This window comes from Streptomyces sp. NPDC058751 (assembly GCF_042746485.1).
Taxonomy (GTDB): domain Bacteria; phylum Actinomycetota; class Actinomycetes; order Streptomycetales; family Streptomycetaceae; genus Streptomyces.
The window spans coordinates 106613-119896 of the sequence record NZ_JBHYPZ010000030.1 but is presented as its reverse complement, the minus strand read 5'-3'; the positions used below and the strand labels follow the sequence as shown (position 1 = coordinate 119896).

General features: G+C 71.9%; 11 protein-coding genes. 8 read left to right on the top strand and 3 right to left on the bottom strand.

What is annotated here, in order from left to right; genetic code table 11:
- Positions 1–229 precede the first annotated feature (229 nt).
- Both ACFW6B_RS26450 and ACFW6B_RS26445 read left to right on the top strand, forming a co-directional pair.
- Positions 230–1351, top strand: a complete 1122-nt coding sequence (locus ACFW6B_RS26450; RefSeq protein ID WP_386599465.1) for a glycoside hydrolase family 76 protein — start codon at positions 230–232, stop codon at positions 1349–1351.
- A 249-nt stretch (positions 1352–1600) separates the two neighbouring features.
- Entirely contained in the window at positions 1601–3190 is a 1590-nt protein-coding gene (locus ACFW6B_RS26445; protein WP_386599462.1) for a hypothetical protein, read from the top strand.
- A 40-nt stretch (positions 3191–3230) separates the two neighbouring features.
- On the opposite strand, the gene ACFW6B_RS26440 is transcribed toward ACFW6B_RS26445, so the two are convergent.
- Both ACFW6B_RS26440 and ACFW6B_RS26435 read right to left on the bottom strand, forming a co-directional pair.
- The gene (locus ACFW6B_RS26440; RefSeq protein ID WP_386599461.1) at positions 3231–4259 is read right to left on the bottom strand and encodes an endonuclease/exonuclease/phosphatase family protein; all 1029 of its coding nucleotides are present in this window, start codon (positions 4257–4259) and stop codon (positions 3231–3233) included.
- Positions 4260–4401: 142 nt separating this feature from the next.
- Entirely contained in the window at positions 4402–5169 is a 768-nt protein-coding gene (locus tag ACFW6B_RS26435; protein WP_386599459.1) for a maleylpyruvate isomerase family mycothiol-dependent enzyme, read from the bottom strand.
- Positions 5170–5278: 109 nt separating this feature from the next.
- Here ACFW6B_RS26435 and ACFW6B_RS26430 point away from each other — a divergent pair, with 109 nt between their 5' ends.
- The 3 genes from ACFW6B_RS26430 (at position 5279) to ACFW6B_RS26420 (ending at position 8459) form a co-directional block, all read left to right on the top strand.
- Positions 5279–5887, top strand: coding sequence for a hypothetical protein (locus tag ACFW6B_RS26430; RefSeq protein ID WP_386599457.1), 609 nt, complete (start codon positions 5279–5281; stop codon positions 5885–5887).
- Between the two features lie 120 nt (positions 5888–6007).
- The gene (locus ACFW6B_RS26425; RefSeq protein ID WP_386599455.1) at positions 6008–7936 is read left to right on the top strand and encodes a lamin tail domain-containing protein; all 1929 of its coding nucleotides are present in this window, start codon (positions 6008–6010) and stop codon (positions 7934–7936) included.
- Positions 7937–8027: 91 nt separating this feature from the next.
- Complete coding sequence (locus ACFW6B_RS26420; protein WP_386599453.1) at positions 8028–8459, top strand: hypothetical protein; 432 nt, start codon at positions 8028–8030, stop codon at positions 8457–8459.
- A gap of 82 nt (positions 8460–8541) precedes the next feature.
- Here the strand turns inward: ACFW6B_RS26420 and ACFW6B_RS26415 are convergent, their stop codons facing one another.
- A complete protein-coding gene (locus ACFW6B_RS26415; protein ID WP_386599452.1) occupies positions 8542–9846 on the bottom strand; it encodes a DUF1479 domain-containing protein in 1305 nt (434 codons plus the stop codon).
- Positions 9847–9931: 85 nt separating this feature from the next.
- On the opposite strand from ACFW6B_RS26415, the gene ACFW6B_RS26410 reads away from it, so the two are divergent.
- The 3 genes from ACFW6B_RS26410 to ACFW6B_RS26400 all read left to right on the top strand — a co-directional run bounded on the left by ACFW6B_RS26410 (position 9932) and on the right by ACFW6B_RS26400 (position 13191).
- On the top strand, positions 9932–11074 hold the full coding sequence (locus tag ACFW6B_RS26410) for an ROK family protein (RefSeq protein WP_386599450.1): 1143 nt from the start codon (positions 9932–9934) through the stop codon (positions 11072–11074).
- Positions 11075–11115: 41 nt separating this feature from the next.
- A complete protein-coding gene (locus ACFW6B_RS26405) occupies positions 11116–11973 on the top strand; it encodes a Cof-type HAD-IIB family hydrolase (protein ID WP_386599473.1) in 858 nt (285 codons plus the stop codon).
- Positions 11974–12078: 105 nt separating this feature from the next.
- Positions 12079–13191, top strand: coding sequence for a hypothetical protein (locus tag ACFW6B_RS26400; RefSeq protein ID WP_386599448.1), 1113 nt, complete (start codon positions 12079–12081; stop codon positions 13189–13191).
- Positions 13192–13284 lie beyond the last annotated feature (93 nt).

Here is a 13284-nt window from a genome sequence, read left to right as displayed (position 1 = left end):
CTGGGCCCCGGCCTCTACACCGCAACACCATGGTCACCAGCCCCACTTGCGTGACCTGCGAAAACGCTAACTACCCGGCCTTGGGTCAAGGCCCGCGAGCGTCGAATCCGGTGCCGGCGGCGACGAGATCTGGCTGGACCGCTCCTGGAACGGCGGCTCGGCCTGGCCGGACGGCTCCTCCCTCGGCCGCACCGCCGTCCCGCAGGGAGCCACCGGCACCCGTACGACGATGTACGCCACCCGCGACCCGCGCGGTCTCCTCTACGGCGGCGCGGTCCGCGCGTGCGGCCGAGAGGCCGGCCACCAGGAGGGCAGCTGCACCGCGTGGGCCAGGCCCGCGCCGACCCGGGCACGCGCCGCGGCGGACGCGCTGATGTCCTCGTACGACCCCTACGACGGCTGGTGGCCCGGCAGTTGGTGGAACTCCGCCGCCACCCTCACCTCGCTCGTCGGCTTCGCCAGGACGACCGGCACGCACGACTACGACTGGGCCGTCGCGCGCACCTACGAACGGAACAAGGGCGCCTTCGCCGCCGGCGCGCGCGGTACGGACGCGATCGAGGGCCACTTCATCAGCCGCTCCATCGACGACTCCGCCTGGTGGGCCATCGCCTGGATCGACGCGTACGACCACACCGGCGACTCCCGCTATCTCGACGAGGCCGTCACCATCGCCGGCTACGTCCAGCGGTACTGGGACCCCGGCACCTGCGGGGGCGGCGTGTGGTGGGACCGGGAACGCACCTACAAGAACGCCGTCACGAACGGCCAGTACCTCTGGCTGACCGCCGCGCTGCACCGGCGCGTCGCGGGTGACACGGTATGGCTCCAGCGGGCCAGGACTGCCGCCGCCTGGTACAGGTCGAGCGGGATGATCAATTCCTCCGGTCTGGTGAACGACGGCCTGACCGCCGCCTGCGCCAACAACGGCGGCACCGTGTGGAGTTACAACCAGGGGCTGGCCATCGGCGGTTTCACCGAACTGTGGAGGGCGACCGGGGACGCCTCGCTGCTCGCGACCGCGCGGACCCTCGCCGATGCCGCCGTCGGCAGCCCGGCGCTGACCCGCGACGGAGTGCTCACCGAGTCCTGCGACATCGGCCAGGCGTCCTGCGACGACAACCGGAAACAGTTCAAGGGCATCTTCGTGCGGCGCCTCGCCGACCTCGCGAAGGCCACCGGTTCCAGCACCTACCGGAGCTACCTGCAGAAGCAGGCGGACACGCTGTGGGCCCGGGACCGGAGCCCCCTCAACGCCCTCGGCGAACGCTGGGCCGGCACCCTCCCCAACCAGACCGACTGGCGCACTCAGGCAAGCGCTCTCGCGGCGCTCACCGCCGCCGCGGGCTGACACCCGGTTCGAGCCCGCGCTGCGTTTGCCCGCCCATGGGGCCGGAGGGAGACTGCTGCTATCGGCGCGATTCGCCTGACGCCTTTCGTCCAGGCGTACCGGGCACCCATGACCCAGGCACGCCATTGCTCAGGCATACCACCCCCCAGGCGCACCCCTGCGTGCCGCCTGGTGCGAAAGCTCCCGATCCTCGGAGCACCCACCCCTGCCGGCGGAGAGTCCGGTCCACAGCAGGCCGAGGAGAACGCCATGGCCGACCGTACGAGCGATCGCCCCCCTGAAGAAGTCGTGGCGGGCAGGGGCCTGCCACCTCGCGAACCGGTGACGGATCCCACGCTGGGCGTCCCGGTCGACCGCCCGGACCAGGGGCGGGAGCCACCCCATCGGCTCGTGACGATCGGCGACTCGCTCACGCACGGGTTCCAGAGCGGAGCGGTCTTCAACACCGACCTGTCCTACCCGGCGATCATCGCTCATGAACTGGGATGGGGCCCCCGCTTCAGATTCCCCGTGTACCCGGGGTACGGAGGACTGCCCCTCAACATCGAACTGTTCCTGAGGGAGTTGCGGGAGCGCTTCGGCAAGGATCTGGACTGGTGGGACGTCCCGCTGGCCCTGTTCCACGCCCGCAGGTTCATGGACGAGGTCGAGGACTACTGGGAGCGCGGGCCGGGCAGCGTCGTCCCGCAGATCGACGCCATCAACCACAACCTCTCCGTGTACGGCTGGGATCTGCGCGACGTCCTCGAGAAGACCGCCAAGAACTGCCGGGACGCCATCGCGACACCCACCGACAACCTGCTGCGGCAGGGCGTGGAGAACAACGGTGACCGTGCGGCCCTGCGGGTCCTGCCCTCCGGCAGCGTCGACGCGGACGGAACCATGACGCTGCTGGAGGCGGCCCGTCGCCTCGGCGAGGACCGGACCGGGGGAGGGGACCACGGGATCGAGACCCTGATCGTCTTCCTCGGCGCCAACAACGCCCTGCAGACGGTGACCCAGCTCGAAGTGAAGTGGAGCGGTGAGGGGTACGACGACCTGCGGCGCAAGAAGGACTACACGGTCTGGGACCCCGCCCACTTCAGGGCCGAGCTGGGGCAGGTCACCGCCCGCGTGGGGCAGATCGCGGCCCGCCACGTCATCTGGTGCACCGTCCCGCACGTCACGATCGCGCCGCTCGCCCGGGGCATCGCCGGCAAGACCGCCACAGGATCCAGGTACTTCCCCTACTACACCCGGCCCTGGCTCGACGACCGCACCTTCAGCCCCGTCCTCCACCCCCATCTGACGGGGCAGCAGGCGGAAGACGTCGACCGGGCCATCGACCTCTACAACGAGGCCATCACCGACCACGTGAGAACAGCGCGGAGGGGCGGGGCGGACTGGTACCTGATGGACACGGCCGGCCTGCTCGACCGACTCGCGTCACGCCGTTACATCGAAGACGTGACGGCCCGGCCGGCGTGGTGGCGGCCCTACCAGCTTCCCCCGCAACTGGACGCCCTCACGCCGAAGTTGAGCTCCCGTTTCCTCGCCAGCGACGGCACGAGACGCGCCGAGGGCGGACTGTTTTCGCTCGACGGCATCCACCCCACCACCGTCGCCTACGGGATCCTCGCCCAGGAACTGATCAACGTCATGCTCACCGCGGGCGTGGAGTTCCGCCACCCCGACGGCAGCGTACGGACAGCCCCGGTCACGGTCGACTTCGGAAGGCTCGTCCGCCGCGACACCCTCGTCAACCAGCCGCCCGCCAACCTGGACTCGACCTTGAACGTCCTCGCCTGGGCGCAGTCGTCGCTCGACCTCCTGAAACGCACCCTGTACTTCCGCGTCTGACGGCCGTGCGTCCGTCGGCACGGCAGGGGCCGGGGCGTGCTCAGTCCAGGGTGATCCGGGCGATGACCGGGAGGTGGTCGCTGCCGGTACGGGGCAGGGGGCGAAGGTGGCCGACGGTCGCCGAGCGCGCCATGACCTGGTCGATCCGGGCCAGCGGGAAAGCGGCGGGGAAGGTGAAGGCGAATCCCCGTGCCGGCACGTTCATCCGTGAGGACAGCGGGGTCAGCCCGCGGTCGTCGACCGTGCTGTTGAGGTCGCCGAGGAGTATCACCGTGGGCAGCTTCTCGGCGGCGACGGCCCTGCCCAGCAGACGGGCGCTCTCGTCGCGCCGGGCGGAGGCGAGGCCGGTCGCGTGGACGCGGACCGAGGGCAGGTGCGCGACGTAGACGGCGATCTCGCGGTCCCGGGCGTGGACCACGCCCCGCAGGCCCCGGCTCCAGGGCTCCGTGATCCCGGCGGGTTTGATGTGCGCCTTCCGGACGTCGGTGAGCGGGTGCTTCGACCAGAGTCCGACGGTGCCCCTCACCGCGTGGTACGGATAGCGCGGGGCGAGCGTTCTCTCGTAGACCGGCAGCGCTGCGGGCAACAGCTCCTCCAGGGCGATGAGGTCGGGCTCGGCAGCGGCCAGCGAGCGGGCCGTGCCCGCGGGGTCGGGATTCTCGTCGCCGGCGTTGTGCTGCACGACGACCAGGTCGTGCGTGCCGGGCTCCGCCTCGGGCAGCAGCAACCCGCCGAACCGGTACGTCCAGGCCGCCACCGGCAGGAAGAGGGCCACGAGCGCGAGCGCGGAGCGGCGCAGCAGCGCCATGCCGAGCAGCGGCACGACCAGCAGGCCGGACCAGGGCAGGAACGATTCCAGCAGGCTGCCCAGGTGTCCGGGGGTGTTCGGGACCAGTCGGTGGAACGTCGTCAGCACTGCGGTCAGCACCGCCGAGGCGGCGAGCAGCCGTCCCCGTGTCCAGGGCGAGCGGTCACGTGCGCGCCCGCTCGCTGGCCACCACCTCGCCGCCCCGAGCGCTGCCCGGAGAGCCGCCCTCTTCACCGCCGCACCGGTGTCCGGCTCACCCATGACTTTCCATCCGTACGCCTCCGCTCTTGATCTCGCCTTTCAGGACGAGGCGTTCGGCGCGTCGGGTTCCGTGGGCTGGCGCCGGGTTCTGCCGGTCCTCGGGTCCGCCGTACGAGGGGACCGGTCGCGGTTCCGGTAGTGCTCAGGTCCAGCCCGGTGCCGGGGGGAGCGGCCACCGGGGCGGGGGCGGCAGCGGAGCGTCCGACCGGAGCCGCGTGTCCGTGCCGCGTCCCGCGAGCCAGGCGAGGACGGAGTGACCCGTGCCCGTGACGGTGGGACCCGTCGGGGCCAGGGTCCAGGCGCGGTCGAGGTCGGTGGCCCGGACGCGGGCGACCGGGAAGCCGTGTGCGGTGAGCGCGGCGACGGTGTCGTCGAGCGCCCACGCGACGTAGTCGGAAGGCCAGTCGGCCGCGGTGTAGCCCAGGTCCAGGTCGACGTGGTGCGTCTCCAGTTCGCGCCGGCAGCGTTGCAGGGTGAACCAGGCGGGGTGCCGCCACCCCACCAGTGCGGTGACCAGGACGGACCAGCGTTCGGCGGGCATGGCCTCCGCCTCGTCGAGCAGTCGGGCGAAGCTGCCGCTCAGGTCGGTGACGAGCTCGTCGGCGGAGCGCTCGGCGCCTTCGCGCAGCGCGCGGTCCAGGGCGGTGGTGTCCGCCCGCGGCCCGGGCTCCCTGCCGGTGCGGGCCAGGGTCAGCAGCCACCGGTAGACGTCGGCGCCGCGGGCGAGATGGGTGATGACGTGGCCGCGGCTCCAGCCGGGCAGTGCCGACGCGCCACGAGCCTGAGGGAGGGTCAGTGATTCCAAGCCGGCCTCGACGCGCGTGACGGAGCGTCGGATCTCGCCGAGCAGGCGATCGATGTCCGCGAGAGTGATGTCGGTGGTCTCGGTCACAGCCGCTGCTTCGGTCACGGCCACTACTCTAGGGTCCCTCGGCCGGCCACCAGCGGTCGCGGCGCCGGGCGGACGCACGAGGCCTGACCCCGCGGTCGCCCGTGCGAGAAGACCCAGGAGCAGCGGAATGTGTGTCATCGACGCGACGGCCAAGGAGGCTGCCGTCGCCGGGTTCCTCCGCGCGTATCCGCGGCTGGAGCGGGCCGAACGCGACCACCCCGCGCTGCTGGGCTGTGCCGATGTCCCCTGGTCGCGGATACCCGGCTGTCCTGCCGGGACGCCGGTCCTCCTCCGTGCTCTCCTCGATCGGGCGGCCGCCCCCGAAGCCCTGCTCGTGCTGGACAACGTCCTGATGAACAGCGTCTTTCACGTGAGCGCCGCCATGCCGGCCGCCCTGCCCTTCCTGATCCGCCTGGCGGCCCTGCCCGACATCACGGTGCGCTCCGGCCTGGTCGACCTCCTGGTCGTCGCGGCAGAGCTGTCCCGGCCCGTCGACCCGGACGACGAACGCCAGGTGCTGCTGCTCGGTGACGACCGCGACCACCCGGAACGCGAACGGTGCAGGGCCGCCTTCGCGGCACACGCCTCCGAACTGCGCGCGCTGCTGGCGGACGAAAGCCTTCCGGACGGGCTGATCGGCGCGGACGACCACGAGTGCCTGCTCGAGGCCGCGGCACCGCGTTCGCGGCCGCTCCCGGCGGCGCCGCCACGGGGTGGTGCGGCGCCGCACGTCTGACGTTCCCGTGGCCAGCAGGAGGCGTTCACTCGGAGTACACGCCGTTTCAAGATCATCTCAGCAGAGTTCCCCCTCGTGCCTACCTCACACTCGCGTGCCGGCGCCGCCTCTTCGCGCGCCGTGGCTCTGACGCTTTCAGGACTGCTCGCCACCGGGATGCTGGCCGCCCAGCCCGCGGCCGCCGCGGACCCCGTCGGCTATCAGAACGTCCGGATCAACGAAGTCACCTCGTCGGGCAACGACACGGTGGAGCTCTACAACACCGGCTCGACCGCGGTGAGCGTCAGCGGCTGGAAGATGTCCGACGACAGCTTCTCGCCGCAGTCGTTCACCCCCTCCTCCACCGCGATCCCGGCCGGCGGCTCCGTCACCTTCAACTCGCCCAAGGGGCTCGGTGACGCGGACAAGCTGGTGATCTACACGTCCGGCGGCACGGTGGTCGACCGTGTCGAGTGGGCGACCGGCAAGGCGAAGCCCGCGATGGCGCGTTGCGGCGGCGACGGCACGGGGGCGTGGGTGACCGCGGCCTCCGCGGCCACGTTCGGCGCCGCGAACGCCTCGGGCTGCCCGTCGTCGATCCCGGCGGCGAGCCGGGTGCGGATCAACGAGGTCACCTCGGACGGCTCCGACACCGTCGAGCTGTACAACGGCGGAACGAGCGCGGTCAGCGTCGGATCGTGGAAGTACGTCGACAACGACACCGCCCACTCCGCGGCGACGGTCTCGTCCTCCTCGCCGAGCGCGAGCAGCATTCCCGCGGGCGGCTACGTCACGTTCGACTCCACCATCGGCCTCGGCGACAACGACTCGGTCTTCCTCGTCGACGGCAGCGGCAACACGGTCGACTCGGTGACCTGGACGACCGGTGCCGCCAAGCCGTCGGACGAGCGCTGCGCCGACGGCACGGGCTGGTTCCGGACCGCCGCGACCGCCACGCTCGGCGGCGCCAACTCCTGCTCGGGCGGCGTCGGCGGCGGGGGCTCGCAGACCGGCCGGTTGCTGGGCGGCGGCGGCTCGCTCACCAGCGGCTGTACGCCCGAGGCGCCCTCCGGTTCGGGTTCCACTCCGGCGGGCACCTCGGCGTGGCCGGGCGGACCGGACGTCACGATCGTGGACGACGTCTGCGCGTTCACCACGTCCACCGGACCCGAGGGCCGGGACGTGAGCGGCCTGGCGTTCGACCCGGCGAACCCGTCCGCGCTGTGGGCCGTCAAGAACAAGAACTGGCTGTACAAGCTGGTCAAGAGCAACGGCAAGTGGATCCCGGACACGACCTGGAGCGCGACCGGCAAGCAGATCCGCTTCGCGGGCGGCTCCGGTGAGCCGGACGCCGAGGGCCTGACGGTCGGCGGCAACGGCCACGTCTACGTGACCTCCGAGCGCGACAACACGAACAACACGAGGCCCAAGGACACGATCCTGGAGTTCGACCCGGCCGCGACCGGATCGACGCTGACGCCGGTCCACCAGTGGGACATGACCTCGCAGTTCCCGCAGCTCGACACCGGTGACAAGGACGACGCCAACCTCGGCTTCGAGGGCGTCGGCCACGTGCCGGACAGCTGGCTGACCGCGAACGGCTGGACCGACCCGCTCACCGGCGCCGCCTACGACCCGGCGGACTACCCGCTGCACGGGTCGGGCCTGTTCTTCGCCGGTCTGGAGTACGACGGCTCGCTGCGCGTCTACGGTCTGAACTCCGACGGCACGTTCACCACGTTCGGCACGATCGCGACCGGCAAGGCCTCGGTGATGGACGTGACGTACGACGCCGGCACCCAGCGCCTCGTCGCGACCTGCGACAACACCTGCGGTGAGACCCACACCTTCATGAAGGTCAACTCCTCCGGCGCGATCGTGCCGGACGTGACCTACACGAACCCGGCCGTCATGCCGGCCGACAACCTGGAGGGCTTCGCGCTCGCACCGGCCTCTACCTGCGTGGGCGGCTTCCGCGAAGCGGTCTGGAGCGACGACGGCGTCCACGGCTTCGGCTCCGGAAGCTCCTCCTACGGACACGCCCTCTACAGCGGCACCTTCCCCTGCTGACCGCGCGGACCACCGGAGACGGCTCCCCCACGGGGCCGTCTCCGGCCGGGTCGTACGGACGGGGGTTCCGGGCGTCTGGAAAGATGCGTCCGTGCATGCTGACGACCAGGTTGGTGAAGGTGTCCACGCCGAGCTCGCGGCCTTCCTGCGGGGTGCGGCCGACGACCGTCCGGTGAGGATCGTTGCCTGTGTCTGCGGCGGATGCGGCGGCCGGACGTTCTCCGTGCTGGTCAACGCGTCCGCGGCGGAACGCGAGTGCTCCGGCTGCCGCGGCCGCGCGTTCATCGCGGACAGCGAGGAGTACTGGAACGAGGAGTCCTGGGAGGACGACGAGCCCTGTGCGATCGACTGCCCGTGCGGGAGCGAGGAGTTCGAGGCCGCGGTCGCCTTCTCGCTCGGCGACGACGGATCGGTCCGGTGGGTGACCGTGGGCCTGCGGTGCGTCGAGGACGGTTCCTGCGGGGTCGGGACCGACTGGAAGATCGACTACGGTCCCACGGACCACCTCCTGACCGCGGTGTAGGCCCGTCGGCCGGGACGAGAGCCCGGACCGGCCGCGGGTTCACGGAAGACCTCGCCGGGCCGCCCCCGCGTAGGCCTGCCGGTCACCGTTCCAGAGGCAGGCCGAGACCCCGGCGGCCGGTCTCGTTGAGCTGGCCGGGGGTGAACCGGCCGTTCCAGGAACGCTCGTAGTGTTCCTCGGGGAAGTCGCCCGGGCTGGAGCCGGTGGCGAACGCCTCCCTCACGTCGGCCGCGTACCTCTCGTTGCGGGGGCACCAGGGCGCGGCGGGGATGTACATGACGTTGCCCCAGCCCCGCTGGTCCTCGACGGGCGCGACGCTGTGGATCATGTCGCAGTGCCACCACACGGAGTCACCGGCCTTGACGTCGGGGATCGGTGTCAGGGCCCGGTACAGGACCGGGTGCCAGCGCTTGGTGACGGGGAAGACCTGGTTGGGCCGTACGCCGCACATGGAGTCCTCGGGGACGTCCGGCAGCAGGGGGCGCAGCAGGAGGTAGGCCATCACCTCGGGGATCGGGACGGTGTGCAGGACGCCCTGGTCGGCGTCCATGTCGGACAGGGCCGTCCAGCCCTGGAAGGTGCGGAACGCGGAGCACATGGTGGAGCCGGGGTACTGGGGTCCGTCGGTGCGGTGGGCGGCGTCCCAGGGGTCGTACCGCTCGACGTCTCCGTCGAAGAGGTGGCGGAACGCCTTCTGGTACTCCTCGGTCATCCACAGGTCCAGGGTGCCGGGGTCGCAGTGGGTGCCCAGGCCGGAGGAGTCCGTGCCCGGCGGGCGGCGCCTGATGCGGTCGGGGTACAGGGCGTCGCGGTCGGGGTCGAACCACCGGGTGCCGTCGTCGCCGGTGTGCTTCCAGAACGAGTTCAGGAAGGACTGGACCGTGGCCATCCGGTCGGACTGGCGGGCCTGCATCTGGGCCTGCGACCAGTAGACGGGGTAGATCTCGGGCTTGGAGCCGACACTGCCGAAGAAGTCGTCACCGGGGCCCGTGTAGGTCTCGAAGAACCTGTTGCGCTCGACGTAGTCGACGATGTCCCGGTCCCAGGCCAGCGCCCGTTCGCGCGGGAAGTGTCCCCGCACGACGAGACAGCCGCGCTCCTTGAGCTTCGCCGTCTGCGCCGGAGTGACGGTGCCGGCGGCGATGGCGTCGAAGTCCAGGACGGGCCAGATCTCCTCACCGCGCTCGCGGTCGGCCTCGATCTCCGCGATGCGCGCCTCGACGCGCCGTTCGACGGCGGCGAACACCTGCTCCACGGTGCGGCCACGGGCTTCGATGCGGGCGCGCAGGGCGGACTTGATCTCACGGACGGCCGCGGCGATGTCGTCGGGGGTCTCGTTCCAGTGCGGCAGTGGGGGCGCGGGGCGCTGCTCGGTGGCGAGCGTCATCTCAGCTCCTTTAGTCAGGACTCCTTACTAGATCAACGTAGGCCCCCGTGCACGTTTAGGCAAGAGTCCTTACTAGAATGGCCGCATGACCGCGCCGAAACCGTCCCTGGAGCTGCTGCGCGGCCTGACGGACGAGAACGTGCTGCGCGTCCTGATGGCCCACGACCGGCTCACCCGGGCCGAGATCGCCACCAGGACCGGCATCTCCAAGCCGACCGTCTCCGAGAGCGTCCAGCGCCTCGAGCGGGCACGGCTGGTCGTCGACACCGGCGAGCGCACCACCGGGCGCGGCCGCGTCGGCTCCTACTACGCCCTGGCCCCGCACCTCGGCACCGCCCTGGTGGCGAGCATCACGCCGAACGGCGTCGTCGCCGAGGCCGTGGACGCCCTCGGGCGCGTCCGCGGGGAGGTCCGCACCGCGCTGCACGCCGACGCGGGCCAGGAAGCCGCCGCCGAGGCACTCGGCGCGGCAGCCGTGCGGCTCGCCGACGGGGCCGACGGTCCGCTGCGGCTGGCGGTCGTGAGTGCCGCCGACCCCGTCGACCGGGCCACCGGTCGGCTGGTGCACCTGCCGGACGCCCCGTTCCTGGTGGGCGCACTCGATCCGCCCGCCGTCCTGGCCGGCACGGTGACCGGTCCGGTCCTGGTGGACAACGACGTGAACTGGGCCGCCCGCGCGGAGTACGAGCGCGGCTGCGTGCAGGGCGTCGACGACTTCGTCTACCTCCACCTCGGGGAAGGACTCGGCTGCGCCGTGGTGAACGACGGCGTCGTGCGCCGCGGACACAGCGGTCTCGTCGGGGAGATCGCGCACCTGTACACCGCGGGACCGGACGGACGGGCCATGGCCTTCACCGAGGTGTTCGCCGCGCTCGACCTGCGCCGGCCCTCCTCCACCGCCGTCGACGTGCCGAAACTGCTGGAGATCCTGGAAGCCCCCGACGCGGACGCCGAGCGGGTGCGCGTCGCGCTCGCCCGGGCCATCGGCGGTGTCCTGTCCGCGGCCCTCTCCTTCGCGGACCCCCGGACGGCCGTCGTGGGCGGAGCCTGGGGCTCCCACCCCCGCCTGATCGGCGCGATCGGGGAACACCTCGCCCGCTCGCCACGGCCCGTCCCGGTCAGCGCCGCGGCCCTGACCCTGTCCGAGCTGACCGGAGCGCGCGCCCGCGCGGTCGAGGAGCTCGGTTCCCTGATCGTCCGCACCGCCCACCCCGCCACGCAGTGGTGACCCTCCCCAGCCCCTTTCCACCCCGACCCACCCGGAACATGATGACCACGCGAACCGCCCCCGCCTCCTTCTCCGCCCCCGCCGCCTCCTCCCACCGTCCCGACATCCGGCTCGTCGTCACCGACATGGACGGCACCCTGCTGGACGCCGAGGGACGCGTCCCGCAAGGACTGTGGCCCCTGCTCGCCGACCTGCGCAGCCGGGGCGTCGTCTTCAGTCCCGCCAGCGGACGTCAGTACGCGACGCTGGCGCACCTGTTCGCCGGCGAGGACGACGGCATGGTCTACATCGCGGAGAACGGCGCCTTCGTCGTCCGCGACGGCGCGGAGATCTCCTCGGACCCGCTCGACCCCGCCGTGACCGACCGCCTGGTCAAGTCCGTCCGGCAGCTGGTGGACGAGGGCGTGGACGCGGGCGTCGTCCTGTGCGGCAAGCACGCGGCCTACACCGAACGCGACGACCGGCCGTTCCTCGACGAGGTGGCCCGGTACTACCACGCGCACCGCATGGTCGACGACGTCACCGCGGTGGACGACGAGATCGTCAAGGTGGCGGTCTTCGACTTCGGACCGGTCGAGCGCCGTACGGCGCCCGCCCTGGCGTCCTTCGCCCACACCCACCAGGTGGTCGTCTCCGGCGAACACTGGGTCGACGTCATGAACCGCGGCACCGACAAGGGGGTCGCCGTGCGCAGGCTCCAGGAGCGGCTGAACATCGGTCCGGCCCAGACGATGGTGTTCGGGGACTATCTGAACGACCTCGGCATGCTCGACGCCGCCGACTGGTCGTACGCGATGGCCAACGCCCACCCCGACGTCGTCCTCCGTGCCCGCCACATGGCCCCCGCGCACACCGAGGACGGCGTCGTCCGCACCATCAGGAGCGTCCTGGGCATCTGACCACGCCCCTTCCCGGGCCCGCCGGACGGGAGGGCGCCGCGAGCCCGGATCCCGGACGCCGGTCCGGTCGGCCGGGAGAACCGCGACGGCGGTAGGGTCCGTCGCGTGCCCGTGAGCCCGAACGACCTTCTCACCGAGGACGCCGCGATACGCCTCCTGGCCGGCGGCGACGTCGTCGGCTGTGAGACCGACGGTGCCTCCGTCCTGCTCGGCGACGCCGCGACGGTGATCATCGCGGACCCGCGGGACGGGCTCGACGTGAGCGGTGTGTGGAACAGCCGCCGGTTCCACCTCCACGGACCGTTCGTCGACGAAGTCGGCGTCCGCCTGTTCGGGCACCCCCCGGACTCTCCCGAATGGAGCTGGAACCAGCGCCGGGACGCGCGGCCGGTCCACCTGCTGACCCGACTGCCGGAAGGCTGCGTGTACCTGGGGGTCGGCACGCCGAGGCAGGCCGGGTACGAGGACGGGTGCCTGACCTACGCGGCCCTGACGGTGGAGCCGGAGCTGACCCCGGAACTCCTGGACCGGGTCAGGCCGCCCGCCGAACCCGGGACGTTGCCGGCCCTGGACTGGCTCACCCGTATGACCGCCGACCCGCTCGGGGCGCTGGAGCGGTTCGTCGGGGACTGGTTCCCCGAGACCCACCAGGACCTCGGCGGGTTCGACGCGGCCGCACGGGACGTTCCCGGACCCCTCGCCGCCTTCTACCGGCTGGCGCGGCACCGGCCCGCGCTGCTCGGCGTCCAGAACCGCCTGCGGCCTCCCCACGCGTGGCGGGAGCGGTGCGACGGGCTGGTCGCCTTCGGGGACGAGAACCAGGGCGGGTTCACCTGGCTGTTCGATCCCTCGCACCCCGACCCCGAGGTGTGGATCGATCAGGACGGGTGCGAACCGCGCCGGGAGCACCAGCCGTTGAGCGGCTTCCTGCTCCAGTTCGCCGTGTACGAGGCCATGATGAACGCCCCGTACAAGGCCGTGCGCTCCGATCTGGCCGCCGAGCACGTCGACACGCTGACGGCCGCGCTGACTCCGGTGCCGTGGGAGCCCTGGCGCTGGCCGAACGACTCCACACGCTTCCACGTCGCGCCCGGCCTGATCGCCGGGACGACGGACCAGTGGCACGGGAACACCTCGGTGTGGGTCGGCGCGGTACACCGCAGCGTTCTCCGGCCGCTGGGGCGGCTCGGCATCCCCTGGGGCGACTTCGACGGATGAGCCGCCGGTGCTCCGGGCGGCGCGCCCGGACACCGCCCCACGGTTCGTCGGCCCGTATCCGGACCCACGAGCCCGCTCCGGACCGCGACGGTC

What these genes read in the sequence shown, in the direction of transcription:
- ACFW6B_RS26405 (WP_386599473.1), top strand. Translation starts at nt 11,116, where the DNA reads ATGACCACGCGAACCGCCCCCGCCTCCTTCTCCGCCCCCGCCGCCTCC.
- ACFW6B_RS26410 (WP_386599450.1), top strand. Translation starts at nt 9,932, where the DNA reads ATGACCGCGCCGAAACCGTCCCTGGAGCTGCTGCGCGGCCTGACGGAC.
- ACFW6B_RS26445 (WP_386599462.1), top strand. Translation starts at nt 1,601, where the DNA reads ATGGCCGACCGTACGAGCGATCGCCCCCCTGAAGAAGTCGTGGCGGGC.
- ACFW6B_RS26430 (WP_386599457.1), top strand. Translation starts at nt 5,279, where the DNA reads ATGTGTGTCATCGACGCGACGGCCAAGGAGGCTGCCGTCGCCGGGTTC.
- ACFW6B_RS26440 (WP_386599461.1), bottom strand. Translation starts at nt 4,259, where the DNA reads ATGGGTGAGCCGGACACCGGTGCGGCGGTGAAGAGGGCGGCTCTCCGG.
- ACFW6B_RS26415 (WP_386599452.1), bottom strand. Translation starts at nt 9,846, where the DNA reads ATGACGCTCGCCACCGAGCAGCGCCCCGCGCCCCCACTGCCGCACTGG.
- ACFW6B_RS26450 (WP_386599465.1), top strand. Translation starts at nt 230, where the DNA reads ATGTACGCCACCCGCGACCCGCGCGGTCTCCTCTACGGCGGCGCGGTC.